Raw genomic sequence first — 26,553 nt, 5'->3', positions numbered from 1 at the left:
CAAATACCTTTTCTTTTAGTAATACCAATCGATTAAGCCTTTAATGGGCGAGCGACAATTTATCAAAACGTTTTATCAGTGCATTCAATGGCGCAAACATCAGGGCAAACAGCAAAAGAACTGATGCTTAAACCGTTGAATTATAATTATTAACAGAATAGCGTATTCCTCGTTATGCGGGAAGCATCGGTGATAACACACGCTAAAATAATCGAAGAATAAGACATCAAATGGATATGAAAATTCAATACACGCGCCCTTTATTATTAATTAAGGCCATGATTCTTCAGAGTTTATCAATTTTTTCTTCAGTGTTTTCGGTATTCGTACCGTTTTGGAAAAGTCTGAATTTAGCCCAACGATGTTACGTTGCCGCAACCTTGCTGGCATTTTGCGTGATGTTTTTTGGTATTCAAAGCATCCTACTTAAGCTCGTAATAGGCGCTATGGTTACCACGGCTATCCTGTATGAATTCTGGCCAAGATTCATGACTATATGGGATAGCTTACCAGGCAAAGCATGTATATTGTTTGTCTACGCTGTCATTGCTAATTTTGCGCTGGCATCAGCCAGTGGGCTCGTTAATAGCGTAACCGGTGTTAGTGCGGCATCGCTTCCTTACAGTCATAACTTTGCCATTATCCTTATGTTGCCTAGTTGGTTTTTCATCACAACGATTTTAGCTTTGGTTCTTACCCAGCTTCTTATGCCGCTGTATTTACTGGTGCTATTGCTGTTAAAACCTTTTGGTATACATGGCTTCTGGCATGCGCCTAATTACCGGTTTGTGGTGACTACTGCATTCGTTCGTTATATTTGGATGCTAGTGGTATTGGTAACTGTGCTTGACGTGTCGATGGAGGCAGGTGTCGTTACCTTTTTAAAAGACACCCAGCCTGAAGTCGCTTCGAATTTTTCAGAGGAATGGCGCGGAGTTAACGTTGAAGTTAAGCCAGACCCAAATGCCAAAGCAGCTAATCTAGAACCAGTTGCCTCCAAATTAGCTAGAGCAGATGATGAAAGAGTCGCTACATTTGATCTTGGTGCCCAAGGTGATGAGTTTCGACTGGCTCAGAAGCAACTGTTAGCCTTGTTTATTTTTAAATACGAAGCCGATGAGTTTTCTCGTTGTGCGAGCCCTGAAGATACGCGAGTAGTAGAATTAAACGACTACGAGATCCTTACTATCAGCCCTGTTGAAGACGATGAAATCGGTTATACCTACACAGTAATACCTTGTCGTTCGGCGGCCATTGGTAATGGTGTTACGCCTTAGATATGCTGCAAAGAGGAGTCTTTACAAGGATGGTCTTTAATAAAAGCAGCCCTTAATTGGGTAGCTTTTAAATAAGGAAATAGTGAGCGAGCCACAGCAAGATGCGCTGATTAAAGGTAACAAAAAAGCCAGCACAAGGTGCTGGCTTTACATAAACGATATTAACCGCAATTTAGAAGCTTGCGTTACCCGGTGTACGAGGGAATGGAATAACATCACGCACATTTTGCATACCAGTAACATAAGCAACCAAACGCTCGAAACCTAAACCGAAACCAGAGTGTGGTACGGTGCCATAACGGCGAAGGTCGCGATACCAGGCGTAATCTTCTTTCGATAATTCCATTTCTTCCAAACGGGCATCGAATACATCAAGGCGTTCTTCACGCTGTGAACCACCAATAATCTCACCAATACCTGGTGCTAGTACGTCCATAGCGGCAACGGTTTTGCCGTCGTCGTTAATACGCATATAGAACGCTTTAATATCCTTCGGATAGTTTTGCATAATAATAGGCGCGCCAACGTGTTCTTCAGCCAAATAACGCTCGTGCTCAGAAGATAAATCGATGCCCCACTCAACTGGGAACTCAAAGGTTTTACCGCAGTTTTGCAGAATGTCGATAGCGTCTGTGTAGTCCATGCGTACAAAGTCAGAACTGACTAACTTTTCTAAGCGTTCAACGGCGTCTTTCTTAATACGTTGAGCGAAGAAGTTCATGTCATCTGGCAGTTCTTCAAGCACGGCTTTACACACATATTTCAGCATGTCTTCAGCTAACTGGGCTATGTCGCTTAAATCCGCGAAAGCCACTTCTGGTTCAATCATCCAGAACTCAGCCAAATGGCGAGAGGTGTTTGAGTTTTCCGCACGGAAAGTAGGACCGAAAGTATAAACTTTAGACATAGCCGTACAGTAAGTTTCTACGTTTAACTGACCCGAAACGGTAAGGTAGGTTTCTTTACCGAAGAAGTCTTCTGAGTAATCAACGTTGCCCTTATCGTCTAGTGGTAGGTTCATCATATCTAACGTAGATACGCGGAACATTTCACCCGCACCTTCGGTGTCGCTTGCTGTTAGAATTGGCGTTGATACCCAAAAGTGGCCGCGCTCATGGAAGAAGCGATGAATTGCTTGAGACAAGCAGTTACGTACACGGGTTACTGCGCCAATTACGTTAGTACGAGGGCGTAAATGAGCGTATTCTCTCAAATACTCAATGCTGTGACGCTTCGCTGACATTGGGTAGGTATCTGGGTTTTCTACCCAACCTAAAACCTCAACCTCAGTTGCTTCAATTTCTACCGATTGACCTTGGCCTTGAGATGCTTTTACTACACCTGTAACCGATAATGAGCAACTTGCTGTTAAACGCTGTACGTCAGCGTAATTTGACAGAGAACTCAGTGCCACCACTTGGATAGGATCAAAGCAGCTACCATCATGTAGTGCTATAAAAGATAACCCAGCCTTAGAGTCGCGGCGTGTTCTTACCCAACCTTTAACGGTTACCGATTCGCCAACTTCGTACTTACCTTTAAGTACGTCGACAACGGGCGCGTGCGTCATGTTAATTTCTCCGTCTTACTGATTTATGCTGTTTTGTGTCATTGTTCACAAGCAACAACAATGTGCATTTGCACAAATAATGGTTTTTACGTCAATCTTTTGGATTTTCTGCCGATAATTCAGCATGTTTTAGAATTTGCATCCTGAAAAAGCGAAATAGCGGTTAGTCATTTCAAAACGCTGAAAAGGCGTTTACACGGTGACTAAAAATAAATACGACTATTAACGCATAATCCAATAGCACGCTAGTATACTCAACCTAAAGCGGGATGCCAGAGAACAGAGTGACAAATGGGAAATAAAAATAATCCGTATGGGATTGAAGAGCGCCGTTCAACACCTAGAAGCGAAACTAATTTCTTTCGCGTGATGCTCGCGCTTAATGTTTTGGGGTGGCTGTCCTTAGTTATCACGCTTATCTTATTTCATTTTGCTCGCCCGGATTTTATCAGTGGGGTTCAAGAATATTGGGGTATTGAAGGCGATACGGGCTGGTCGGCTGAATATTTAAAAGCCATGCAAATTATGCTGCAAGTGTGTTTGGTGGTGAGCTTAATAAGTATTGTTATGCGCGCCCGCCGCAATAGGCGGCAGGGCGATCATTTCGGTTTTAATTTATTTGTGTTGGCCAGCATTGCGTTAATTAGCCTTGTCACACTGGCTACTACCTTAGGGCTTACTATATAAAAGCAACGCTAATAAGCCAGTAGGTGTATATGGCATAGGCTGCCACAAAAGCTCCACCTTCTACTCGGTTTAAGCGCCCTTGGCGTTTAAAGCCGATGCAGAATATAAATAGTGCTACGGTAGCCGCTAGCATTACTACTACATCGCGATACAAGAAATCGGCACTGACTGTCATAGGCTGAATAGTACCGGCAATTCCCACTACCGCTAAAGTGTTGAACATATTCGAGCCAATAACATTACCTATGGCTAAGTCGTGTTCACCTTTTTTCACTGCAATTAAAGAAGAGGCGAGCTCAGGTAACGAGGTTCCAATCGCAATAACGGTTAAGCCAATGATGGTATCGCTAACGCCAAAGTAGGTAGCCACTTCAACCGCACCCCACACCAGCATGCGAGAGCTTGCCACTAATAGCAGTAGGCCTGTAATTAACCAAATGATATGGGTTTTAATAGTGCCTTCAGAAGCGTTGATTTCGTCGCTGTATTCATCGGCAAGTTTATCTTTACTGCCTTGCATACCGTGCCAGATACTCCAAGAAATAAGCAGCACAAATAAGCCAAGTAATGAAAAAGCATCGTCTTTAGATACCGATTGATCTAGCACCTGCCAAGAAGCGAAAAATGTAATGCCGAGTAAGACCGGAATTTCTTTTTTAATGATGTTCGATTTAACCGCAATAGGACTAATAAGCGCGGTTAATCCTAGAATAAGCAGTATGTTGGCAATGTTTGAGCCGTAGGCATTGCCTAAAGCAATACCTGAATTGCCTTGCGCAGCAGCGAAGATTGAAACAATAATTTCAGGGGCTGATGTACCGAAGCCAATAATCAGCATACCAATTAATAGTGGCGACACCCCAGAGTGATTGGCAACAGAAGCCGCGCCGCCAACAAATTTACCCGCACTCCATAGCAAAACCGGTAGCCCAATAAGAATGGCTAAACTGGCTAGTAACATACAATCTCCTAGTTATTTTACTTAACTCTTTTTACTAAAAATTCTATACACAGCACTTTGCAGTAAACAGGCTTTACAGAGTTCTTTCACGAACACTGCTTGGCTTGTAATAATATACATCACGATACGAATTAGAATTAAAGATTTACCTTAATTTATACTCGTGTTAGGTAAAAATTTTAGCCTAATTAGAAACCTTTAACGCGGGAATATCTATCCAGTTCTATGGATTAGTTTTCGTTGTCTTAACGATGAAAAAAAGCCGTGCTCAATTCCCTTTGCAATTTCCACATTCGGCGTAAACTCAGCGCCAATCTTACGCGAGTGTAAGTGAGTGTTACACCACTTACGTTCATCTCGAATTGTAACTTACATAATCTTTTTTAGAAGCGAATTACATGCACAATACCTTGATTGTAGCTGACGATGTTACGCCATTTAGCGAAACAACATTAACGGTACTTACCTTTCAAGACTACTTGGCCGAGTTTCCAAAACTTAATGAGCCGAAGATACGGGTAATTAACCTGTGTGACACTACCCGCTATTTGAGCCAAGGGTATTACTGTTCACTATTGGCACAGGCCCGTAACCACTTGGTGTTGCCAGGGGTGAATACCATTAACGATCTTCGACTAGCAGAAGCTCGCAGTGTAGATAGGCTTCCTTTTGCGCTGTCTTTACCCGTGGATGAAACTGACATTCCAACGGCACCTTTATTAGTACTTTTTGGTGAAGTTAAAGATCAGCGTTTTAAACGTATTGCACGCCAAGCGTTTGAAAAGTATCCGTGCCCAATTTTGCTACTCACCCTGACAGTGACGGATTCCCATGCGGACAAGAAGACCAGTAAAAAGGTAAGTGGCAAACACAATGTAGTTGGCTTTGCTGATATTGCGGCTAAGCCTTTTACCGCACTCGATAGCAAACAACAGCAGTTGTGTATTGCCCAGTTAGAAAGCTACACCACAAAACAGTGGCGTGCATCTAAAGCGAGTAAGCGTACCCGTTGGGATATGGCTATTTTAGTTAATCCTGATGAGACGACGCCGCCTAGCGATGAAAAAGCTATTCGCCACTTTGTAAAGGCGGCTGAAAAGGTGGGTTTTAGAGCTAACGTAGTGTCACGTTTGTCGCCTGAAGATTTGGGGCATTATGATGCGTTATTTATTCGTGAAACGACGGCAATAGACCACCACACCTACCGTTTAGCCAGAGCGGCCGAGCGCGAAGGTGTAATCGTGATGGATGATACCCAGTCTATATTGCGCTGTTGCAACAAAGTGTTTTTACAAGATGCGTTTACGTATCAAAAAGTACCAGCACCGAAAGCTACGTTTGTATCGAATTCTGATGATGAAACCTGCGATAAGCTTATTGAAGACTTCGGCTTACCTTTGGTATTGAAGTTACCGGAAAGCTCATTTTCTCGCGGTGTACACAAAGCGGAAAACCGCGATGTGTTAAAAACTCGCTTGGTTGAAATGTTGGCTGAATCGGCTTTAGTGCTGGTTCAAGAGTACATCTTTACCGAGTTTGATTGGCGTATTGGTATGTTGGGCGGTAAGCCGATTTATGCGTGTCAGTATTTTATGGCCCGTAATCATTGGCAAATTTATCACCATCAAGGAGAGCGCTTTTCATCCGGTGGCTTTACAACAATGCCAACCTTTGAAGTTCCTAAGCCCGTGTTACAGGCAGCCATTAAAGCAGCAAAAGTGGTAGGTGATGGCTTATACGGTGTAGACATCAAGCATTCAGGTAACCAAGTGTACGTGATTGAAGTTAATGATAACCCAAGCATTGATGCTGGGGTTGAAGACAAATATTTGGGTAAAGCCCTGTACGAATTAATTATGCAGGAATTTGCTGACAGGTTAGAGCGACGAGGGCGGTAAACATGAACAGTGCACTTGCGTCTGAATACAAAGGGCTTGAGCGTGTATATAAAGGTGAGCACGAGGATGAATTGAATACTGTCAACAATATTCAGTTGAGAAAAGCCACGTTTGATGACGTGACACAAATTCAACACATTGAGAATACGTGTTTTAAGACTGATAAGCTGAATGTTCGTCGTTTTCGTTTTTACGTAACGGCGAGCCATGCTGAGTTTTACATTGCTGAGCACCATACCCCGCAAGGCGTTACCATAGCAGGGTATGGACTATTGCTACTACGTAGAGGCACGCAGCTGACCCGTTTATATTCAATTGCTGTGTTGCCAGAAGCCCGAGGGTTTGGAATTGCCGAAAAGTTGATAACAACACTAGGGGAGCAGGCGTTAGCCAGGGGAAAGCGCTTTATGCGCCTAGAAGTGTCTGCGGACAATAAGGGCGCCATTGCACTTTACCAGAAGCTGGGTTTTAAACAGTTTGGTATGTACGTTGATTATTACGACGATCATTCAAACGCCTTGCGTATGCAAAAAGTCTTGGTGTCGTCTAAAGCTATGTCTCATACCGTATACCCGTGGTATCAACAAACTACGGAGTTTACGTGCGGGCCAGCGGCTTTGATGATGGCAATGTGTTCATTACAAAGCAGTTTTGTGATGAACCAGCAAAAAGAGCTAGCAATTTGGCGTACGGCAACCACAATATTTATGACATCTGGCCATGGTGGCTGTCACCCCATTGGCTTAGCGTTAGCGGCGCTACAGGAAGGGTTTGCTGCGGAGGTGTTAATTAACCAGCCTTTACCTTTATTTGTAGATGGCGTAAGAAGTGAACATAAAAAACAAATTGTTGGGCAAGTAGAAGCCGACTTTTTACTGCAGGCGCAAAAAAGCGGTATGTCTATTGTTACAGAAGAATGGCGCGTAGAAGCGATTGAACAGGCATTGGATGCTGGCAAGGCGGTGCTGTGCTTAATTAGCACGTACGCGTTTGACAAGAAAAAAGCACCACATTGGGTTGCCATAACCAGTTACGATGAGCAGTGTTTTTACTTACACGACCCAGACGCAGATGAAAGCAACAGTTTAGACGAAAGTCAGCGTGTTGAATTTCAACATATTCCCGTCGCTAGGGACGACTTTGTTCGTTTGGCCAGTTATGGTACTCGTAAAGTCCGTACGCTGGTCGTTGTATCAACAAATTGCAGTATGTAGAGCCTTTTGGCTGTTCAGGAGTAACTGAGTAGCCAAGCTTTGTTTTTTAAGACTGTTTTTCAAGACTGTTTTATCAAGAAAAAATCATCGAGACTGTTTCGGTTAGAACGTTTCACAAGGCTATTGTGCGTTGACTTTACCGACGTTAACTTTACCAAAATTAGCTTTCCTAAAAGTAACACATCAAGGTAAGTGCGATTTCTCTTAAATCTAAGGTCTTAAAACTAAGGGCTTAAAACTAAGAGCTTAAAACTAAGCGCTCAAATCTAAGGGCAAAAACTTAACGCAGGCTTACGCTGTTTAAGTTTGCAAGCTTGATTCAAAAGACCCGAGTTAATAGCCTCACGTCAGAAAATAGCTGCGCTTTATTAATGCCTAACCTGCGCAATAGTCACTTCTTCGTTTAACGCATTTAAACGACTAACCAATCCCGATAATTCTTTTACTGAACCTGTGTAAGCTAGGTGCTTGTTAGTACGTTTACCTTTAACGGCCGATTTGAAAATAGCAGTGCTTTCAAAGCATGCTGTTTTTTGGTCTAGCGCGTCCCACTCGGTCTGAAGTTCAGTAGGTATGCAATGACGTTTTGCACTAATTTTGTCTTTTATTTGCAACACTTTCCCAATAAGTAACTGTGCATCTGTTGGCATATTAATTCTTCCTTACTATTTAACTAACTAAAATGCATGGGTTTTTTATTGTTTTTATTGCCTTTATTGAGCAATAAAAAAATAACCCATAGAAATGTTGTTGCATGGAGAGTGCCAATACGACAAGAATTATTTTAAATGGCTTGGAATATTCAAAAGCAGGGTAGCGAAGTGGTGTAGCCAGCGTCTAGCTGGCCACCGGTGTTGATATTGAAAGCTTAGCGGTAACTCGCGTGCTGCGGTTTGTGTTTAAAGTGCCTGACTTGGCAATAACAAAGGTAAGGGCTCCACAGCAGTAAATTAATCAATAATGCCGTTATAAAACTGAAAATAATTGAAGATGGAGTTAGCGGCACTGACGGGCTGAAGTTATCTAGCACTCGCTGCAGCGTGGGCGTATTAGACGGGGTTACCATGTACCAAGCTTTTTCATAATAGTGGCCGTGCTCAAGGGTTTTCAAGCCTTTTTCTATTTCACCAAGCCTAGTAAAAAGTGCAGATTTACGCTCTGCATCTGCTCGCACCACCGCTTCGCTATTTTGCTTAAGCGCACTTAGCATAGCGCCAACCGATGCATAACCATGCTGCTCCGCTAATGCTGACATGGCAGAGACTTCCTCGCGGGTTGCGTCGTAATACCCACTCAGATACTGGCGGTAGTGGTCGGCTAAAATAGGGACTTGCAGTGCTGCAACAAACAATGTTGCGAAAACAATTTTATCGAAAATACGTACAAACATATAAATGACTGACCTAATGTTATTTTTTGCAGTTAACAGCGTATAAATTACGTTAGACCAGCCATAGCACACCTGTTTTTAAACGGTGTTACCGAATACTTAAATAGGTGTAAATAGCGTGGGTGAGCTTACTGAGCTGGTCTGGGCTAATGATGTACGGAGGCATAATGTATACCAGCTTACCAAAAGGCCGTATCCACACCCCTTGTTTTACAAAGTGGCGCTGAATATCGGCTACGTTGACAGGTTGTACCGTCTCAACAACACCTATAGCACCGAGCACTCGTACATCGGCAACGGTAGGTAAATTGGCACATTTTGACAACTCAGTGTGTAATTGTTGCTCAATGGCGGGGATTTGTTGCTGCCAATGGTTTTCGTTTATCAGCGATAAGCTGGCATTGGCTACAGCACAAGCCAGCGGATTACCCATATAAGTGGGCCCATGCATGAATACACCGGGTGAGCCTTGGCATACACCTAACGCCACATCTTCAGTACATAACGTAGCCGCTAAGGTCATGTAGCCGCCGGTAATAGCTTTCCCTAAACACATGATATCGGGAGAGATGCCCGCATGTTCACAGGCGAACAGTTTACCTGTTCTGCCAAAACCCGTCGCAATTTCATCGCAAATCAGCAATACATCATAATTATCACAAAGTTGCCTACAGCGTTTTAAATATTCAGGGTGATAAATGCGCATGCCGCCTGCACCTTGAACAACGGGCTCAAGTATAAGCGCAGCCATTTCATGATGATGTTTTTCGAACAGTTCGGCTAAAGGCAGAATATCGTCTTCGCTGAATGTCTGGCCGAAGCGAGTTTGTGGGGCAGGGGCAAAAAGCTGTTTGCTTAGTACGCTTTCAAACAAACTGTGCATACCGTTTACGGGATCGCAAACAGACATGGCTGCAAAAGTATCACCATGATAGCCATTGCGAGGCGCCACGATACGCGACTTTTCCGTGCGGCCTTGGCAGGCCCAGTATTGAATGGCCATTTTGATAGCCACTTCTACTGAGACCGAACCAGAGTCGGCTAAAAATACCCGCTCAAGGCCATCCGGTACCATTTCTAGTAGCGTGCGACATAGATCTACAGCTGGCTGGTGGGTAATACCGCCAAACATAACATGAGAGAAAGCATCTATTTGGCTATGCGCCGCTTGGTTTAGTTCAGGGTGATTGTAACCATGAATGGCCGCCCACCAGCTAGACATGCCATCAACCAATACCTCACCGGTTGAAAGGGTAAGCTCAACCCCTTTGGCGCCTACCACTTCGTAGCAGGGAAGTGGGTTAGTTGCTGAAGTATAAGGGTGCCAAATATGTTTTTTATCAAAGTCTATATTGTTCAAAATTCAACCGTTAGTAAAGCTTTTGAAATGGTCAGAGTTGACAACTCGTGTTTGGAGCATAGACTAAGCCAGCATTCTTAATTAGTAAAGGACAGTCAATGACTCTGGCTTCAGCGCCTGACGCGCAAAATAATACAATTCGTCACGATTGGTCACAAGCCGAAGTAGAGGCGCTTTATGCCTTGCCATTTAACGACTTGCTGTTTCAAGCGCAGGTGGTTCACAGACAACACTTCAATCCAAACGAAGTACAAGTAAGCACCTTGTTGTCGATTAAAACCGGAGCTTGCCCGGAAGATTGTAAATACTGTCCGCAAAGCGCGCGTTACGATACCGGCTTAGAAAAAGAGCGCTTGCTTGAAATCGAAAAAGTGATTGAGCGAGCCAAAGAAGCCAAGCAAGTAGGCTCTACTCGTTTTTGTATGGGGGCCGCATGGCGTAACCCACGTGACAGAGACATGCCTTATATTGTAAAAATGGTGGAAGAGGTTAAACAACTTGGCCTTGAAACCTGTATGACCCTTGGCATGTTAACCCGCGATCAAGCGGTAGCCCTTAAGCAGGCTGGTTTAGACTATTACAACCATAACCTTGATACTTCGCCTGAATACTACGGCGATATTATTACCACTCGTACCTATCAAGACAGACTAAACACCCTAGAAAACGTGCGCGCGGCGGGCATGAATGTGTGTTCTGGCGGTATTGTGGGAATGGGTGAAACCGCAGGTGATAGAGCCAGCTTACTAATTCAATTAGCAAATTTGCCTGAACAGCCGCAAAGTGTACCTATTAATATGTTGGTTAAAGTTAAAGGTACGCCGCTTGCCAGTTTAGAAGATTTAGATTACTTCGAATTTATTCGCACTATTGCGGTAGCCCGTATCATGATGCCTAAATCTCACGTGCGTTTATCGGCGGGCCGCGAAGCCATGAATGAACAGATGCAAGCACTATGCTTTATGGCGGGTGCGAACTCAATTTTCTACGGTTGTAAGTTGCTTACTACGTCTAACCCTGACACACATGAAGACGTAATACTGTTTAAAAAGTTAGGCATAAACACTGAACGTACTCGCGATTTTTCTGATGAAGCACATCAGCAAGTATTAGAAGAAGAAATTGCGCAGCAACAAGAACAAGGTTCTGACGCCAGCGATTTGTTTTACGATGCTAGCGCGCCGCGTAAACAAAAACCGCAGCCCGCGGAGGCATAATGGCCTTCGATTGGCTTGAAGCCCGCTTAAGTGAGCGGGCTCAGCAAGGATACCTGCGCAAGCGGGTATGCCAGCAGTACGAAAAAGACAACATTATCTGCATTGATGGTGAACACTATTTAAATTTTGCCAGCAATGATTACCTTGGAATGCGTCAACATGAAGGCGTATTGCAAAGCTGGGTAGAAGGCTTGGCACAATTTGGTGGTGGCAGCGGCGCATCTCCTTTGGTCACCGGTCATACCCAAGCACATTTAGCGCTAGAGGCTTACATTGCCGACGGTTTAAACAGAGAATCGGCGTTGTTGTTCAATTCGGGGTTTGCTGCTAACCAAGCATTGTGTATGGCGCTGTTTAGTGGTGCTAATAATATTGGTAACAGTAAGCAGAATGCCAGCGACTCTAATAGCAGTACCCCAAACAGCAGCACCCAAAATAGCCGCGACCAAGCTGTCCTAAACAAGCATTCCGGTGAAATTTTCTCAGATAGACTTATGCATGCCTCCTTCCTTGAAGGTGCTATGGCAACCAAAGCTAAACTACGTCGATTTAGGCATAACGACTTAACCCACCTATCTAATTTAATGACTAATTTACAGAACGAAGCTGATGCTACTAATGACATCGACAAGCTAGTGGTCACTGAAGGTGTATTCAGTATGGACGGCGATAGCGCCCCTCTTCGTGATATGGCGGGTATGGCGAAGCAACACAATGCATGGCTAATGGTAGACGATGCACACGGCATAGGCGTATTAGGTGAAAACGGGTTGGGCAGTATTGAAGCGCAAGCATTATCTCAAACAGATGTACCCATAGTGATGGGCACCTTCGGTAAAGCTGTAGGAACCGCAGGCGCGTTTATTGCTGGAAGCCAAGGGCTAATTGATTACTTGGTTAACTTTGCCAAACATTATGTTTATTCTACTGCCATGCCTCCGGCACAAGCTGTGGCAACACTTTACTCACTTACCCATATTGCCGCAGACACTAGTCGAAGAGACGCTTTAAACGAAAATATCGCGTATTTTCGTGAACGCTTTGGCGCTGAAATTGGGAATGATCATAATAGCGATTTACAACTTGCGAATTCAAATAGCGCAATACAACCCATTATTGTAGGTAGCCCTGAGCGTGCGCTAGCATTAAGTGATGGCCTAAAAAGTCGTGGCATATGGATACCAGCTATTCGCTATCCTACAGTGCCAAAAGGGGAAGACCGATTGCGTATTACGTTAAGTGCTACTCATACTCAGCAGGATATAGATGTGCTGATTGATGGTATTGCCCTTGCGATGGAGGCATTAGCATGAGCCCTCAGAATTTAGCAAATAGTTTGTCTGATGCTTACCAACTCTCTTCGCAAGCGTTGAGCGAAGCACAAGTAGGCCATCAAGCCGGCATTCAATCAAGCGATAGCGTTAGTGAAGCTATTGTAGCCAAGCAGTTTTCAAAAGCTGCAAATAAATACGATAACGAAGCGCATATTCAGCGCGAAATTGCGCAGGCAGGGTTAAACAATTTACCTAACTCCTTGCATGGCGAACTACTTGATATTGGCTGTGCTACGGGTACTCACAGCGACATGCTGCGGCAACGTGGCGCAAACGTCACGGGGTTAGATATTGCACCAGGTATGGTGCACAAAGCACAAGCGCGCTTCCCTGATGTTCATTTCAAACAAGGTTCAGCCCAGTCGTTACCCTTTGAAAATAGCAGCTTCAATTCTGTTTTTTCTTCCATGGCATTGCAGTGGTGTTCAATTCCGCAAACCGTAGCCAGTGAAATGTACCGCATACTTAAGCCATCGGGCATGGCGGAAATTGCCATAATGGTGAGTGGTTCTTTTTCAGAGCTGCATAAAGCGAGAAGTATTGCCCAGTTACCTGCCGCGGTAACAAGTTTGCCCGAAGCGCAATTGTGGCTTAATTCGTTCCTTGGAGCGGGGCTCCGGGTTAGCCGCCTTATCAATAAAGATTATGTTGATGAGCACCAAGATGTACTTTCTTTACTTCGTTCAATCAAAAACGTAGGGGCAGGGGCTACGGGCGTGAAACAGCAATCCCTCTCGCGTAGCGACATCAATAAACTGTCGCTAGCGTATAAAAATGTTAGCGCTATCGATGGCGTGCTACCCCTTACTTACAAAGTGTGTCATTTCAGACTAGAGAAACCATGAAGCAGTATTTCATTACCGGAACCGATACCGAAGTAGGTAAAACCTACGTTACCTGTCACCTACTAAAAGCTGCTGAAAGTGAGCAAAAAACAAGTTTAGGCTACAAACCTATTTCGGCCGGCTGCGAAAAAGTGGGCAACGACTGGGTAAACGAAGACGCATCAGAAATTCAACAAGCAAGTAGCATTAAGCTTCCTATCAGTACCATTAACCCTATTGCGTTTCTGCCGGCCATTGCACCGCACATAGCTGCAAAAGAGGCGGGTGTGAAATTAACGAGTAATGCAGTGATTGAAGGGCTAGCTCGCCTGCAACAAGAAACGCCAGATCTTCTATTAATGGAAGGGGCAGGGGGGTGGCGATTACCGTTAACCGATACGCTGTTTCTTTCAGATGTAGTAACTGAACTGAAAATGGACGTTATCTTAGTGGTAGGCATGAAACTAGGTTGCCTAAACCATGCGTTGCTTACCGCACAAGCTATTCAAAACGACGGGCTAAATATTGTAGGTTGGGTAGCTAACGATATCACCGGTTGTATGTCTCGATACGATGACAATTTGGCTACGCTTAAAAACGCCATGCCAGCGCCATTATTGCTGGAAGTGCCTTTTTCAAGCGCGCCAAGTTCAGAAGCCTTACAGGCTGCTATTCAAAAGCTCTGTTAAATCTTCATTTGGCGCAATTGGGCGCTTTTCATCGCCTAAAAATATGAACCCACCTTTTTTCCCCACTAATGTTAGCTGCTTATGAGATAAAGTAAGTGCTGTTCCTTCACGAATGGCTACCACAGGTGTATTGGGATTCAACACCGTAAATTCGGCTAAGCGTTGATCTCGCGTTTCACCATTGTGTCCAGGCGGATGATAATCGCTGTAGTGTGGGTTGAGTTGAAACGGAACGATATTGAGCGCATTAAAGCTTTTAGGCTCAATAATTGGCATATCGTTTGTGGTACGAATACTTTGCCCACAAATGTTTGAACCAGCGCTCCAGCCTATGTAATGTGTGCCTTCAGCAATAGCGTGTTGAAGTGGTACCAACAAATTTTGTTGGTATATAGTATGCATTAGATGGAAAGTGTTACCACCACCAACCACAATGGCTTGGTTATTTTCCTTTGCCTTATTGATAACTTCGATAGGGTTTTTAAAGGTATGCAGTCCAGTCACATTGCACTCTGGCAAGGCTAATGCAACCGCGGCAACATAGTTGTCATAGCTTTGCGTTACGGCAGCGTAGGGAATAAATAGTAGGTCGCGAATGCCACCTAAGTGTGCAAGAATAAGCGTTCTCGCATGTTCTAGGTACGCTTCGTCGCCCTGACGAGAACTACTTAACATTAATACATGTGCGGTCATTACTGCTCCACAATTTTTTTAAACGGCGTAATTTACGTAAAAGTTAACATAAAGTTTAGCGTAGTGCCGTTATTGGTTTTAAAGGAATTTTTATATGGGTCAGAACACATCGGTGTTATTCGTGTGCTTGGGTAACATTTGCCGTTCACCTACCGCCGAAGCTGTGTTTATTCGTAAAGCGGCTGATGCTGGGTTAAAACTGGAAATAGACTCAGCGGGAACCCATGGTTATCACATTGGTAAACAGCCAGATAAACGCTCGCAAGCGGTAGGTGTAGATCGAGGTTATAGCTTTAAAGGCTTAAAGTGCCGACGAGTCGATGACAAAGATTTCGAAAAATACGACTATATCCTTGCCATGGATAATAGCAATTATGACAATTTGTGTGAAATGTCTGCGCCAGAATACCATGACAAAATTCACTTGTTTTTAGATTTCGCTGATAGCGAGGACAAAGAAGTGCCAGACCCGTATTATGGCGGAAAGCGAGGTTTTGAATTAGTGTTAGACTTAATTGAAGAGGCCTCTGACGGGCTAATTGCACATATTCAACAGAGCTAAGCCATGCACACGGTATTTAAGGGAAGAGTTGCCATCTTCCTTCTTTGTAGTGTTACCGTATTGCTCATCGTTGGCGTGCTAGCCACGGTATGGCTAGCTGATTCACCCACGGCTTTAAAGCAACACATCACCTTGCAGCTTCAAATTCCGCTTATCATTACCGCCGTGTTAGTGGGGAGTGTGTTGGCGGTAAGTGGCGCCACGCTTCAGATTGTTTTACGAAATCCTTTGGCAGACCCAGGTATTATAGGCATTACCAGTGGCGCCAGCTTAGTGGCGGCTACCCTGTTATTGCTCACCCCCTTGTGGGCACAGCCTTATCTTCATTACATACTTCCTTTAGGCTGCTTTATTGGGGCATTAATAACCACGTTTATTATCTATCGCCTTGCAAGAAAACTGCTGGGTTCTGCGGTTGCTGTTATTTTATCGGGTGTTGCTATTTCTACTCTGAGCGGAGCCGTTATAGCGTGGTTATACATGTTCAGCGATGCTCAATCATTGCGCAACCTAACGTTTTGGCTGATGGGAAGCGTGTATCAAACCACTTGGCCTATTTTGTGGGTAAGCGGCCCACTTATTATTGGTAGTTTGTGGTATCAAATGCGCCAATCTGCCAAGTTTAATAGGTTGTATGCTGGTGATTTAGCAGCGCTAAGCAGTGGCGTACATGTAGAGCAGCTTACCGAACGTAGCCTAATTGCTACTGCCGTTGGCGTAGGGGCGGCTGTGTCTATTGCGGGAGCGATTGCTTTTGTAGGGCTGTTAGTGCCTCACATCCTTCGGCTTATTCTGGGGCATGATAATAGATTGTTATTGCCAGCAAGCGCGCTATGTGGCGCCAGTTTATTGCTTATTGTGGTGCTGATGTCTGAAGTTACCCGTGCGATAACCCTGCCTGTGTCTATGATCACTGCCACCTTAGGCGGCCCTCTGCTCATTTGGGCACTATTAAAAGGCCAGCTTCGATGAGCCCGGTTATTTCTTTGCGCGATATTAGTGTGAATAAGCGTTTAGCGAATATCACCCTTGATATCACCAAAGGCAATTGCGTTCATATTCTTGGCCCTAACGGCGCTGGAAAGTCTACCCTGTTATCGATAATGGCTGGGGTGTTGGAAACAGAACGCGGAGAAGCTTCGCTGTTAGAACAGCCTCTGCAACAATGGCCTTTAAGTGCACTAGCCACATTTAGAACTTTGTTAGCACAGCAAAGTGAGGCCGTATTTGCGGTTTCGGTTAAAGAATACCTTTCATTTTTTGCAAGCTCTCTTGCTTTTGAATTACCCGAAATTTTAGAAGCCACTTTAGAAGTAAAGCGCTTTTTTAAAACCCCTTTAAATAGGCTTTCTGGTGGAGAGCGCCAACGGGTGGAAATTTGTCGCGCTTTACTGCAAGTGTGGCCGGCGGTTAAGCGGGGCGAGGCAGTTTTACTATTAGATGAACCATTACAAGGGGTTGATATACGACACCAGTACGCCTTAATGGGTCTTTTTCGCACCTTGTGTGATAAAGGGAATACCATAGTGCTAAGCAGTCATGACATTTCCTTAAGCGCCAACTATAGTAATACAGTGCTGCTAATGAAATCGGGGGCTAGTGTCAGCTTCGGTTTGCCAGAGAAGGTATTATCGGTGAATAACCTTGAGCACACCTTCGATTGCCATTTTGCAGTGAGTAAGCGCGACGACTTTCTAGATATTCAAGTTTGCGCACCTATTGTATTAAATCAAATGTGGTAAAATGCCGCGCAAAGGCGCGTATATAAACAGCAGCGTGAATACAACAAGAGCGCTCATTCATTATGAGATTAACGTTTGCCTAAACGTAGAATATTTAAATCAGGAGAACCCCTTGAGTAATTGGCAAGTAGACAGTTGGAGGCAAAAACCTATCCTTCAACAACCAGAGTACGATGATGCGGCACAACTTAAACAAGTAGAGCACACACTAAGTACATATCCACCACTGGTTTTTGCCGCTGAAGCACGTGATCTTCGCCGTCAACTTGGTGAGGTTAGTTTAGGAAAAGGCTTCTTGCTTCAAGGCGGTGATTGCGCTGAATCGTTTGACGAATTTAATGCACCCAAAATTCGCGATACCTTTAAAGTATTGCTGCAAATGGCCATTGTTTTAACCTTTGCTGGCCGATGCCCAGTAACAAAAGTAGCGCGTATGGCAGGCCAATATGCTAAGCCACGTTCATCAAACTTTGAAACCCGTGGTGGTATTACGTTACCAAGCTACCGCGGCGATATTATCAATAGTTTCGAATTTAACGAAGCGGCTCGCCGCCCAGATCCTAACCGTTTAATTGAAGCGTATCATCGCAGTGCCTCTACCCTAAATTTACTTCGCGCATTTTCACAAGGCGGCTTGGCCGACCTTCATGAAGTAAACCGTTGGAATATGGCGTTTGTTGAAAACAACCCGCTTAAAGAGCGCTACCACGATATGGCAGTGCGTATTCAAGATACCTTGTCGTTCATGGACGTAATTGGTATTAACTCGCAGTCTAGCCCTACGTTGCACGAAACCTCGTTATTTACGTCGCATGAAGCATTATTGCTGAACTACGAGCAAGCGCTGACCCGTATCGATACATTAACAGGTAAGCCTTACGATTGTTCTGCACACATGATTTGGATTGGTGAGCGTACTCGTCAGCTTGATCATGCTCATATTGAGTTTTTCCGCGGTATTCATAACCCTATCGGCGTGAAAGTTGGGCCTAGCATGGAAGAAGACGAGCTTATTCGTTTAATTGATGCACTAAACCCGAATAACGACCCTGGTAGATTAACTCTGATTACCCGTATGGGTGCCGATAACTTGGCTGATAACTTGCCTCGCTTATTACGCCGCGTGAAAGCAGAAGGTAGACACGTAGTGTGGAGTTCAGACCCCATGCACGGAAATACTTTCTCTGCTTCTAGTGGTTATAAAACTCGTAATTTCGATGCAATATTGCGCGAGATAAAGCAGTTCTTCCAAGCGCATAGCGATGAAGGTACTCATGCTGGCGGTATTCACTTAGAGATGACAGGCCAGCACGTTACTGAGTGTACTGGTGGTGCATACGAAATTAGTGATGAAGATTTAGCTCAGGCATATAAAACTCAGTGCGATCCTCGCCTAAATGCAGACCAAGTGCTTGAAATGGCATTTTTAGTTGCCGATCATTTACGTAACGCGTAAACATTTTTTAGCGCGAAAGAAAGCGTAAGAGTAATTACAAATAACTAATGGGTAAATCCATTATAAAAAGGGTAAATCGCTTATCGATTTACCCTTTTTTTTGAAATTACTACACTCTTTAAAAGGAAGTGCGTTTTAAATGAACGTGCATCTCAAAAAGAAGTACCTATGCAAAGTAATAGGAACGCGTTTAAATCCGGTAGGTCAGTGTTTTTTACTATTACTATTGTTTACTGAAGGGCTGCCGGTATTATTACTGCTTGTATCGTTACTACTCGTTTTATTGCCGTTCGTATTGTTAACGTACAAAGCACCACCAACAAATACTACGCTAACCGCAACCACACCAAACCAAGAGAATGCGTTAAACGCAATAATTCCTGCATAAGAGCCTATCGCTCCGCCAATATAGTACCCCAACATGTAAACACCATTGATTCGACTTTGCGCGGAAACATCGATTGAAAACACACGAACTTGATTAGACACTTGGGCACTGAATACACCGAGGTCAATAAGAATAATCCCTACTACTAACCCCCATAAGTTTTCACCAACAATACCTGTTATAGCAAACCCAAGAAAGATGAGCCCCAATGCAATATTTATCATATTGCGAACGCCAACTTTGTTGACTAAATTACCCGATACCTTTGCTCCCACAATACCGGCTAGTGCCACTACACCAAAAAGCCCCGCTTGTTGCGCATTGTAGTTAAAAGGTGCTTCGTGAACATGTAACGCCAGCGTCGCCCATAAAGCGTTAAACGCAGCAAACCATAAGCCTCCGGTTATTGCAGATTGGCGAAGTGCTGCATGTTGTTTTACTAATGACAGCATGCTCAAAACTAGCTTGGGGTAGGGCATGTTGCTGGTAGGTTTATTCGCGGGTAAATATAAATGGAGTAAAACCCCAAAAAGTGCGGCTAATAGGGCTGACATCAGAAACACCGCGCGCCAATTGAAAAGCTCACCGACAAACCCGCTTAAGGTTCGAGAAAGTAAGATACCGACAGTTAGCCCTGTCATGATGGTACCGATAACTTTCCCTTTATTTTCAGGTGTGCTTAAAGACGCCGCAAATGGAATTATTTGTTGCGTAATATTAGCGCTTAATCCAATGGCGAAACAGGCAGCGACTAAGGTAAATAGACTATTTGCCGAAAAGGCGACTAGTGAAGACGCAACAAGTAAAATAGATAACAAACCGATTAAGGTTCTGCGAGATACGGTATCGCCTAAGGGAGATAAGAATAGAAGCGCGGCCGCATAGCCAATTTGTCCTGCAGAAGGCACTGCGCCCAGTTGTTGGCTGCTTAGCCCTAACTCTTTTCCTATCTGCGGTAATATAGGTTGGTTGTAGTATAAGTTAGCCGCGGTGGCCGCTACCGCGCTCGACATTAGCATTAACTTGCTTGTGGTCAGAGAAGGCGAAGTATTGGATTGCATAATAGTATCTACACTTTGTGGTATTAAGTTATAGCGCTATTTTAAGAATGTATTACTCATTACAGAAATGATGTATTTGCGTTTAATTAATCTCAAATGTGCATAAATAAGTTAGAGAGTTAGGTAAAACCTAAAGTTAGCGAACGAGTGTAGGGAAAGGAGAGATTGCTTACTTTCGGTAGAGCAAACGCTAAACTTCCTTTTGTGAGTTAGTCGTCATCAAGTAGCGGCTCAACGATAGACTCTAAGCCATTTAGTTTTATCTCGTACATTAGCGCAAGTTGTTGGCCTAACTTTCCTTCGGGAAAACCTTGTTTATGAAACCAAACTAAATAAGGTTCAGGCAGGTGAAACAAGCGGCGGCCCGCATATTTTCCGAATGGCATAACTTGATTAATTGTGGTCTTTACTGCGGCTGAATCCATGTGATGTACTACTTGCGTTGTTGAAAGTGTTTATTTATGTCTTTAATTCGATGCTCGTTGTTGCGTAGTCCATAAGCGGCTGTAGATACCGTTATGGGCTAATAACTCATCGTGAGTACCATGCTCTTTTATAAAGCCATTGTGCATAACCAGTATAGTATCAGCATCCACAATAGTAGACAGCCTATGGGCAATAACCAAGCTAGTATGCCCCTTTGCGGCGTCTCGAAGGGCACCCAATATCGCTTGCTCTGATTGACTGTCTAACGAAGATGTGGCCTCATCAAATATCATAATAGGCGCACCTTTTAATAGCGCCCGAGCGATGGCTACGCGTTGTTTCTCACCGCCAGAAAGTTTCAGCCCACGTTCGCCTACTGTGGTGTCCAGTCCATCCGGCAAGCTTTCAACAAACTGGGTTAAATGTGCAAGTTTGATAGCATGATTTACATCTTTATCGCTAGCATCAGGATTACCGTAACGGATATTTTCAACCAATGATGCATTAAACAACACCGTGTCTTGCGGAACAATACCAATATGGCTTCGTAAACTATGTTGGCTAAGGTCGCGAATATTCTGCCCATTTATAAAAATACCACCTTGGGAGGGTTCGTAAAAACGAAACAGCAACTTCATGATGGTAGATTTACCCGCACCACTTTCGCCAACCACAGCCACCTTGGCCCCTGATGGCACGTCGAAGCTAATACCTTTTAAAATAGGCCGTGCTTGCTGATAGTGAAATTGAACGTTACTAAAACGTATACTCGCCTGGTTTGCTGAGAGATGAGTTGCATTGGGCTTATCTTCAATTGCTGGCTTTTGGGCCAGTAGGGAAAATAGGTTTTGAATGTTCGCTAGCGAGCCACGAATTTCCCGATACACAAAACCCAAGAAATTAAGCGGCATAAATATCTGCATAGTGAAGGCGTTAATTAGCACGAAGTCACCAATGGTCATCTCGCCTTCCATTACGCCATAAGCTGCATTCGCCATCATGGCTGTCATCGCCAGCGCAATAATGCTGGCTTGGCCGCCATTTAACGCAAAAAGGGATAGCCGGTTTTTACGCCTCGCTTTTTCCCATCCCGCTAAATCCGTGTCGTATCGATTAGCCTCGAAGCGTTCGTTATTGAAGTACTTTACGGTTTCAAAGTTTAATAAGCTGTCTACCGCTCGTGAATTAGTCGTGGAGTCGGCCTCATTCATTTGTTGTACAAATCGGGTGCGCCAATCGGTGGCTTTCATCGAGAACATGACATAGCTGATAACACTCACCACAATAATCATCGCAAAAGACCAGCCAAACTGAATCAATAGCAATATTACGACTAAGCCAATCTCTAAGAGGGTAGGCACAATATTGAACACCATAAACCGCATTAAGAAGCTTACGCCGTTTGTACCACGTTCAATATCTCTAGATAAGCCGCCTGTTCTGCGGTTTAAATGAAAACCTAAATCTAAATTATGGAGGTGATTAAATACCTTTAAACCTAGCCTGCGCATAGCGCGCTCAGTAACACGTCCGAATAAGGTGTCTCGTACTTCGCCAAGTAAAACATTGGTGAGCCTAAGTGCACCGTAGGCAATAATTAAGCTGATAGGCACGGCAATGGCCAACGCTTCTACATCACCGTTTAAACTATCTACCGTGTATTTAAGTACATATGGTAGGCCAATGCTGGCAAGTTTCGCGGCGATCAAGCAAAGTAGGGCTAACGCTACTCGACCTTTAAACTCTAGCAAATATGGCCATAGCTGCTTAAGTACCTGCCATTTAATGGGCTCATTTTCGTTTAAAGGGAATCGGTTTTTTCGCATGATTTCAGTATGTTCTCACTGCAAGTATGTGGCATTTTTCAACGATGACGCTAGCGGAAGGCAGGAGGGAAAACTCCTTTACGAGGGTGAAATGTGATAGATTGATGAATAATAGACTAAATCGTTAATTGTGAACCGTAATATTTATTTAAGATAAATAGGGTAAGGGTACGATAAAACGTTCTAATTTATGCGTTATCGAGCATTTCATTCTCATTTGCAGCCGCGTAAACTGGCGCAAAGACATCATAGTCTATTTAATCATACTATTTGTTTTACGTACCCCTTAAGGGAGAAAATTTGTTAGAAGATAGCTTTGGACGACAATTCCATTATTTGCGCTTATCGGTAACGGAAGCGTGTAATTTTCGCTGTCAGTATTGTTTGCCTGACGGTTACCAAGGCCCTTCGAGCGAGCATTTTCTTTCGTTAAGTGAGATTAATACCTTACTAAGTGCATTTTCAGGCCTGGGTACGTCGAAAGTCCGTCTTACTGGCGGGGAGCCAACACTTCGCCGTGACTTCCTCGATATTTTAAGCGCAACAGCTAATACGCCGGGTATTAAGCGAGTAGCCATGACCACTCACGGTGGCCGTATGGCCGAGCACGCTGCATCGTGGAAGCAAGCTGGGTTACACCAAGTTAATGTTAGTATCGATAGTTTAGATCCTAGGCAATTTGCGGCTATTACTGGGCAAGATAAATTAAAGCAAGTGTTAGCCGGACTGGACGCTGCGGTAGAGACTGGCCTTGATGTAAAAGTAAATTCAGTGCTGTTGAATGACTTTTCTGATGCAAGGTTAAATCGATTCCTCGATTGGCTGAAAACGATGCCTATTACATTGCGGTTTATTGAGTTGATGGAAACCGGCGATACAACGAATTTCTTTAAAGCACAGCATCAAGGCGGCACGCCGCTTAAACAAACCCTTGTTGATGCAGGGTGGCAACCTATGGTCAGACGTAAAGATGCGGGGCCTGCACAGGAATTTTACCACCCAGATTATGCGGGCAAGATTGGTCTTATTATGCCGTACAGTAAGGATTTTTGTAAAAGTTGTAATCGACTTCGAGTCGCCGCTAATGGTAAGTTACATTTATGCCTATTCAGTGAGCATGGTATTGATATGCGTCATTTATTATCCGATGGAGATGTTGTAGGACTACAACAGTTCTTAGTTGAATGTTTAGGTGAGAAGCATGCCACACATTTTCTACATGAAGGTAATACAGGTGCAACTAAGCATTTAGCTATGTTAGGTGGCTAAACACCCCGCTTAGTTGTATCGATAAAATACGAAAGCACTAATATAAAGTTGCTCGTAATAAAAATTATAAGAAAGGGAAGTCTATGTATATTGAAGATAGTGCGCGCCTGTCTTTCCATTATATTACCGACGATGATGTTGAGTTCCTGTGGGAGCTTGATCAAGACGAAGAGGTAATGCGGTTTATCAGTGATGGTAAAAAAACATCCCGCGAAGATATTATCAATACATTTGTACCGCGCTTTCAAGCGTACTCCAACCCAGCGCTGGGATGGGGGTTATGGCGTGTGCAAGAAAACGAAACTGAAAAGGATGTAGGTTGGATTTTAGTTCGACCTTTTGGTTTTTTCACTAAAGATCCCGAGATTGATAATATTGAACTTGGCTGGCGGTTTAGAAAAGCTAGCTGGGGGAAAGGGTACGCCACAGAAGCCGCGATGCAAGTGAAAGACGCCTTATATCAAATTGGTATCGATAAGTTCTGTGCAATGGCTAAACCTGAGAACCAACCTTCTATTAAAATCATGAAAAAGCTAGGCATGAATTTCAGCCATGAAATAGAATATAAAGATAGCCTCTATCAAGAAAGGGTAGTGGTTTATACCACTTGATCTAAAAGCCCTTTAACGGTTTCGTAGCGCTGGCTTTGCTCTTCTGATAAAGATGCACATTCGAGCGTGAACCTGCACTTTTTCATCACTGCCTTCATGTTGTCTTCTGTTTTACCTTCCCTAGAACGGCGCATTGCTGAAGCCTGAAGTAGGTTCAGCGCAATGGCAGGGTTACGTGGCATGACTCTAAATGCCTGTTCAAAGGTTTGATATGACTTCACCAGTTCGCCACGTTTATATTGAACAACGGCCACGTCATTAAGGTTTTTAGGACTAATTGAAATTGCAGTCTTTTCATTAACTTCTTGTTCTATGTAACGGCTTAATAAGCTGTTTGGAGCATCTAACTCTTTTTGTTTTAACGTTGCTTTGTCGAGTATTTTCAGCGCACTTCCTCTTAGCCCCAAATCGTGAAAGGCTTTGGCTGAGTCTAAGAGTGTCTCGACTGAATGTTCTTCTAGGTTGTCAATATCTAACGAATCAAGCAGATCCTTTGCTTTTTCATTTTCATCTTTTAAGTAGTGAATACGCGCGTTAATAACCTGAAGTTGATGTTCAAGGTTAACTTTCGGGTAGGCACTCTTTAGTTGACGTAAAAACTCGTTAGATTGCTTAATGATTTTATTAGTTTGGGAAGTTTCCGCCGTCATCGCAAAATCAATACCCGCTCTGGCAACAGACAAATACATTTCAGGGGTATCGTGTACCGAGTTTTTACCGAAGCGAACCACTTTTTTAGCGCTATTAAATTGCCCTTCATAATCATGTGTTAAGCGAGCGAGTTGTACAGCAGTTATATGTCGCATTACATTTCGAGGTGAAATATCGCTAGCCACATTCATGCATTCTAATGCTTCATCATAGGCTTCTAGCTTTATTTGCAACTCAGCCAGTAAATCGTAGGCACTAAGCATGCTATCAGGCTGTAAAGCTAATTGAATAAGGTCTCGTTCTGCTTCATCAAACTCGCCCAAATGAATATAGCATTGAACTAACCCTAGCTTAGCCCATGTGAAATTTTGAATATTGATAATAGATTCGTAAAACAGCTTAGCGTTTTCAAATTCGTTGTTCAGTAACAGTAAGTCGCCCTTCGTTTTGAGGGCTAACGGAAAGTGTTCGGCGTTTTTTGGCTCTACCAAAATAAACTCTAATTCTTTTAACGCTTGCTCGGGATTACTTTCATCCATAAAGCGATAAACATCGAAAAACAGTTTTTTGCGAGTAACGACTTTACTTAGCCTTTTATCCAGTTCGTTAACGGAAAAAGGTTTTGCTAAGAATTCGTCTGGTTGCAGTTCAATTATTGCATGCACGACATCAATAGCGGTATCAGCACTGGTAAAGATAAAGCCGGTAGTAAGGGGGATGGTTTTTTCAGTTTTCAGTTGTTCGAATAGATTATAACCCCCTTGCTCGTGCCTTAGGTCGTAAGCACACACGATGACGTCATATTGACGGGTGCGCAAAGAGGTAAGAGCGTGAGCGGCACGATCTACATAGTCGATATGCTGGAAACCAAGTTGCTCTAAAGCATATTTGATATGGCTTTTCGCCAAAGCTTGATCTTCAGCAATCAATAAGCGGGTTTGTCTAGCCAACTGTAGGTTCATTACAACCTCGTATCTGCGTCAATGCTTACTATTGTAAACAACCTAATTGAAGTTTAGTTGAATAATCAGGCTATCACCACGGTTAAATAGCTTCTTTGTACTTGATTTGTTCACGCTGAAAAGCTAATTGGGGCAGGGTGGTAAATAAGTTACCGTATCGGGCGTTTGTTTTTGGGCATAAAAATGATGAATGCAGCTGAGATACGCAATGAAGTTATTGAACCAGTGCCCCTTGCCTTGTAAGGGCGATGCTCTCCCAACTGAGCTAAGCGTTCGATGTATTTCGATGTTGCTAAATTTGACGAATGCTGTGACTCGCACCAAAGTTGTTGAACCAGGGATTTATAAAGAAATTTGATAAGAGAGATGGTGGACGCTGCTGAGGCTCGTAACGAAGTTATTGAACCGGGGATTTATAAAGAAATTTGATAAGAGAGATGGTGGACGCTGCTGAGGCTCGTAACGAAGTTATTGAACCGGGGATT

At 43.7% G+C, this 26,553-nt stretch carries 24 protein-coding genes; 14 read left to right on the top strand and 10 right to left on the bottom strand.

Annotation, left to right across the window (positions count from 1 at the left end):
- The first annotated feature begins 230 nt into the window (after positions 1 to 230).
- On the top strand, positions 231 to 1,277 hold the full coding sequence (locus tag Q4561_RS17575) for a hypothetical protein (protein WP_303462490.1): 1,047 nt from the start codon (positions 231 to 233) through the stop codon (positions 1,275 to 1,277).
- Between the two features lie 172 nt (positions 1,278 to 1,449).
- On the opposite strand, the gene asnS is transcribed toward Q4561_RS17575, so the two are convergent.
- Positions 1,450 to 2,847: an asparagine--tRNA ligase gene (gene asnS, locus Q4561_RS17570; protein ID WP_303462488.1), complete on the bottom strand. Its 1,398-nt coding sequence runs from the start codon at positions 2,845 to 2,847 to the stop codon at positions 1,450 to 1,452.
- A gap of 291 nt (positions 2,848 to 3,138) precedes the next feature.
- Here asnS and Q4561_RS17565 point away from each other — a divergent pair, with 291 nt between their 5' ends.
- Complete coding sequence (locus Q4561_RS17565; protein ID WP_303462486.1) at positions 3,139 to 3,534, top strand: hypothetical protein; 396 nt, start codon at positions 3,139 to 3,141, stop codon at positions 3,532 to 3,534.
- Here the strand turns inward: Q4561_RS17565 and Q4561_RS17560 are convergent.
- Complete coding sequence (locus tag Q4561_RS17560) at positions 3,527 to 4,495, bottom strand: calcium/sodium antiporter (protein ID WP_303462484.1); 969 nt, start codon at positions 4,493 to 4,495, stop codon at positions 3,527 to 3,529. The genes Q4561_RS17565 and Q4561_RS17560 overlap by 8 nt on opposite strands.
- 398 nt (positions 4,496 to 4,893) lie before the next feature.
- Between Q4561_RS17560 and Q4561_RS17555 the strand changes: the two genes are divergently transcribed.
- Positions 4,894 to 6,393, top strand: coding sequence for a RimK family protein (locus Q4561_RS17555; RefSeq protein ID WP_303462483.1), 1,500 nt, complete (start codon positions 4,894 to 4,896; stop codon positions 6,391 to 6,393).
- Positions 6,394 to 6,395: 2 nt separating this feature from the next.
- The gene (locus Q4561_RS17550) at positions 6,396 to 7,607 is read left to right on the top strand and encodes a GNAT family N-acetyltransferase/peptidase C39 family protein (protein ID WP_303462481.1); all 1,212 of its coding nucleotides are present in this window, start codon (positions 6,396 to 6,398) and stop codon (positions 7,605 to 7,607) included.
- Between the two features lie 368 nt (positions 7,608 to 7,975).
- Here the strand turns inward: Q4561_RS17550 and Q4561_RS17545 are convergent, their stop codons facing one another.
- From Q4561_RS17545 to bioA, 3 genes are all read right to left on the bottom strand, one after another.
- The gene (locus Q4561_RS17545; protein ID WP_303462479.1) at positions 7,976 to 8,257 is read right to left on the bottom strand and encodes a hypothetical protein; all 282 of its coding nucleotides are present in this window, start codon (positions 8,255 to 8,257) and stop codon (positions 7,976 to 7,978) included.
- 218 nt (positions 8,258 to 8,475) lie between these two features.
- Positions 8,476 to 8,997 carry a DUF2937 family protein gene (locus Q4561_RS17540; RefSeq protein ID WP_303462476.1) on the bottom strand — a complete coding sequence of 174 codons (522 nt, stop codon included), beginning with the start codon at positions 8,995 to 8,997 and terminating at the stop codon, positions 8,476 to 8,478.
- A gap of 88 nt (positions 8,998 to 9,085) precedes the next feature.
- Positions 9,086 to 10,357 carry an adenosylmethionine--8-amino-7-oxononanoate transaminase gene (gene bioA / locus Q4561_RS17535; protein ID WP_303462474.1) on the bottom strand — a complete coding sequence of 424 codons (1,272 nt, stop codon included), beginning with the start codon at positions 10,355 to 10,357 and terminating at the stop codon, positions 9,086 to 9,088.
- 98 nt (positions 10,358 to 10,455) lie between these two features.
- Here bioA and bioB point away from each other — a divergent pair, with 98 nt between their 5' ends.
- From bioB to bioD, 4 genes are read left to right on the top strand one after another with little or no spacing between them, the layout of a single operon-like run.
- Positions 10,456 to 11,574, top strand: a complete 1,119-nt coding sequence (bioB, locus tag Q4561_RS17530; protein WP_303462473.1) for a biotin synthase BioB — start codon at positions 10,456 to 10,458, stop codon at positions 11,572 to 11,574.
- A complete protein-coding gene (locus Q4561_RS17525) occupies positions 11,574 to 12,887 on the top strand; it encodes an 8-amino-7-oxononanoate synthase (protein WP_303462471.1) in 1,314 nt (437 codons plus the stop codon). Before bioB ends, Q4561_RS17525 begins: the two co-directional genes overlap by 1 nt.
- A complete protein-coding gene (locus tag Q4561_RS17520) occupies positions 12,884 to 13,753 on the top strand; it encodes a methyltransferase domain-containing protein (protein WP_303462470.1) in 870 nt (289 codons plus the stop codon). The genes Q4561_RS17525 and Q4561_RS17520 overlap by 4 nt, the downstream gene beginning before the upstream one ends.
- Complete coding sequence (gene bioD / locus Q4561_RS17515) at positions 13,750 to 14,421, top strand: dethiobiotin synthase (RefSeq protein ID WP_303462469.1); 672 nt, start codon at positions 13,750 to 13,752, stop codon at positions 14,419 to 14,421. Before Q4561_RS17520 ends, bioD begins: the two co-directional genes overlap by 4 nt.
- On the opposite strand, the gene pepE is transcribed toward bioD, so the two are convergent.
- Complete coding sequence (gene pepE / locus Q4561_RS17510) at positions 14,392 to 15,114, bottom strand: dipeptidase PepE (RefSeq protein ID WP_303462467.1); 723 nt, start codon at positions 15,112 to 15,114, stop codon at positions 14,392 to 14,394. The genes bioD and pepE overlap by 30 nt on opposite strands.
- A 94-nt stretch (positions 15,115 to 15,208) precedes the next feature.
- On the opposite strand from pepE, the gene Q4561_RS17505 reads away from it, so the two are divergent.
- The 4 genes from Q4561_RS17505 to Q4561_RS17490 all read left to right on the top strand — a co-directional run bounded on the left by Q4561_RS17505 (position 15,209) and on the right by Q4561_RS17490 (position 18,874).
- Positions 15,209 to 15,676 (top strand): low molecular weight protein-tyrosine-phosphatase, encoded by a 468-nt coding sequence (locus Q4561_RS17505; protein WP_303462466.1) that lies wholly within the window; start codon positions 15,209 to 15,211, stop codon positions 15,674 to 15,676.
- Positions 15,677 to 15,679: 3 nt separating this feature from the next.
- On the top strand, positions 15,680 to 16,648 hold the full coding sequence (locus tag Q4561_RS17500; protein WP_303462465.1) for an iron ABC transporter permease: 969 nt from the start codon (positions 15,680 to 15,682) through the stop codon (positions 16,646 to 16,648).
- Complete coding sequence (locus tag Q4561_RS17495) at positions 16,645 to 17,418, top strand: ATP-binding cassette domain-containing protein (RefSeq protein ID WP_303462464.1); 774 nt, start codon at positions 16,645 to 16,647, stop codon at positions 17,416 to 17,418. The genes Q4561_RS17500 and Q4561_RS17495 overlap by 4 nt, the downstream gene beginning before the upstream one ends.
- Before the next feature lie 112 nt (positions 17,419 to 17,530).
- Entirely contained in the window at positions 17,531 to 18,874 is a 1,344-nt protein-coding gene (locus Q4561_RS17490) for a class II 3-deoxy-7-phosphoheptulonate synthase (RefSeq protein ID WP_303462462.1), read from the top strand.
- A 204-nt stretch (positions 18,875 to 19,078) separates the two neighbouring features.
- On the opposite strand, the gene Q4561_RS17485 is transcribed toward Q4561_RS17490, so the two are convergent.
- From Q4561_RS17485 to Q4561_RS17475, 3 genes are all read right to left on the bottom strand, one after another.
- Positions 19,079 to 20,323: an MFS transporter gene (locus Q4561_RS17485; RefSeq protein ID WP_303462461.1), complete on the bottom strand. Its 1,245-nt coding sequence runs from the start codon at positions 20,321 to 20,323 to the stop codon at positions 19,079 to 19,081.
- 209 nt (positions 20,324 to 20,532) lie between these two features.
- Positions 20,533 to 20,748: a DUF3820 family protein gene (locus Q4561_RS17480; protein WP_303462459.1), complete on the bottom strand. Its 216-nt coding sequence runs from the start codon at positions 20,746 to 20,748 to the stop codon at positions 20,533 to 20,535.
- Positions 20,749 to 20,790: 42 nt separating this feature from the next.
- Positions 20,791 to 22,575: an ABC transporter ATP-binding protein/permease gene (locus Q4561_RS17475; protein ID WP_303462457.1), complete on the bottom strand. Its 1,785-nt coding sequence runs from the start codon at positions 22,573 to 22,575 to the stop codon at positions 20,791 to 20,793.
- Positions 22,576 to 22,875: 300 nt separating this feature from the next.
- Here Q4561_RS17475 and moaA point away from each other — a divergent pair, with 300 nt between their 5' ends.
- Together moaA and Q4561_RS17465 are read left to right on the top strand one after the other, a co-directional pair.
- Positions 22,876 to 23,844, top strand: a complete 969-nt coding sequence (gene moaA / locus Q4561_RS17470; RefSeq protein WP_303462455.1) for a GTP 3',8-cyclase MoaA — start codon at positions 22,876 to 22,878, stop codon at positions 23,842 to 23,844.
- 83 nt (positions 23,845 to 23,927) lie between these two features.
- On the top strand, positions 23,928 to 24,455 hold the full coding sequence (locus Q4561_RS17465; RefSeq protein WP_303462452.1) for a GNAT family N-acetyltransferase: 528 nt from the start codon (positions 23,928 to 23,930) through the stop codon (positions 24,453 to 24,455).
- Here the strand turns inward: Q4561_RS17465 and Q4561_RS17460 are convergent.
- The gene (locus tag Q4561_RS17460; protein WP_303462451.1) at positions 24,443 to 26,068 is read right to left on the bottom strand and encodes a response regulator; all 1,626 of its coding nucleotides are present in this window, start codon (positions 26,066 to 26,068) and stop codon (positions 24,443 to 24,445) included. The two genes, Q4561_RS17465 and Q4561_RS17460, sit on opposite strands and share 13 nt — an antisense overlap.
- Positions 26,069 to 26,553 lie beyond the last annotated feature (485 nt).

The sequence above is a fragment of the Alteromonas sp. 1_MG-2023 genome (assembly GCF_030547075.1).
Classification (GTDB): domain Bacteria; phylum Pseudomonadota; class Gammaproteobacteria; order Enterobacterales; family Alteromonadaceae; genus Alteromonas.
The sequence above is the reverse complement of the archived record's forward strand: the minus strand, read 5'-3'. Positions and strand labels throughout refer to the sequence as shown.

Coding starts and splice junctions, on each gene's coding strand:
- Q4561_RS17525 (WP_303462471.1), top strand. CDS start 11,574: ATGGCCTTCGATTGGCTTGAAGCCCGCTTAAGTGAGCGGGCTCAGCAA.
- Q4561_RS17575 (WP_303462490.1), top strand. CDS start 231: ATGGATATGAAAATTCAATACACGCGCCCTTTATTATTAATTAAGGCC.
- Q4561_RS17545 (WP_303462479.1), bottom strand. CDS start 8,257: ATGCCAACAGATGCACAGTTACTTATTGGGAAAGTGTTGCAAATAAAA.
- bioB (WP_303462473.1), top strand. CDS start 10,456: ATGACTCTGGCTTCAGCGCCTGACGCGCAAAATAATACAATTCGTCAC.
- Q4561_RS17505 (WP_303462466.1), top strand. CDS start 15,209: ATGGGTCAGAACACATCGGTGTTATTCGTGTGCTTGGGTAACATTTGC.
- asnS (WP_303462488.1), bottom strand. CDS start 2,847: ATGACGCACGCGCCCGTTGTCGACGTACTTAAAGGTAAGTACGAAGTT.
- pepE (WP_303462467.1), bottom strand. CDS start 15,114: ATGACCGCACATGTATTAATGTTAAGTAGTTCTCGTCAGGGCGACGAA.
- Q4561_RS17480 (WP_303462459.1), bottom strand. CDS start 20,748: ATGGATTCAGCCGCAGTAAAGACCACAATTAATCAAGTTATGCCATTC.
- Q4561_RS17500 (WP_303462465.1), top strand. CDS start 15,680: ATGCACACGGTATTTAAGGGAAGAGTTGCCATCTTCCTTCTTTGTAGT.
- Q4561_RS17475 (WP_303462457.1), bottom strand. CDS start 22,575: ATGCGAAAAAACCGATTCCCTTTAAACGAAAATGAGCCCATTAAATGG.
- Q4561_RS17465 (WP_303462452.1), top strand. CDS start 23,928: ATGTATATTGAAGATAGTGCGCGCCTGTCTTTCCATTATATTACCGAC.
- Q4561_RS17495 (WP_303462464.1), top strand. CDS start 16,645: ATGAGCCCGGTTATTTCTTTGCGCGATATTAGTGTGAATAAGCGTTTA.
- bioD (WP_303462469.1), top strand. CDS start 13,750: ATGAAGCAGTATTTCATTACCGGAACCGATACCGAAGTAGGTAAAACC.
- Q4561_RS17485 (WP_303462461.1), bottom strand. CDS start 20,323: ATGCAATCCAATACTTCGCCTTCTCTGACCACAAGCAAGTTAATGCTA.
- Q4561_RS17555 (WP_303462483.1), top strand. CDS start 4,894: ATGCACAATACCTTGATTGTAGCTGACGATGTTACGCCATTTAGCGAA.
- Q4561_RS17520 (WP_303462470.1), top strand. CDS start 12,884: ATGAGCCCTCAGAATTTAGCAAATAGTTTGTCTGATGCTTACCAACTC.
- Q4561_RS17565 (WP_303462486.1), top strand. CDS start 3,139: ATGGGAAATAAAAATAATCCGTATGGGATTGAAGAGCGCCGTTCAACA.
- Q4561_RS17550 (WP_303462481.1), top strand. CDS start 6,396: ATGAACAGTGCACTTGCGTCTGAATACAAAGGGCTTGAGCGTGTATAT.
- Q4561_RS17560 (WP_303462484.1), bottom strand. CDS start 4,495: ATGTTACTAGCCAGTTTAGCCATTCTTATTGGGCTACCGGTTTTGCTA.
- Q4561_RS17460 (WP_303462451.1), bottom strand. CDS start 26,068: ATGAACCTACAGTTGGCTAGACAAACCCGCTTATTGATTGCTGAAGAT.
- Q4561_RS17540 (WP_303462476.1), bottom strand. CDS start 8,997: ATGTTTGTACGTATTTTCGATAAAATTGTTTTCGCAACATTGTTTGTT.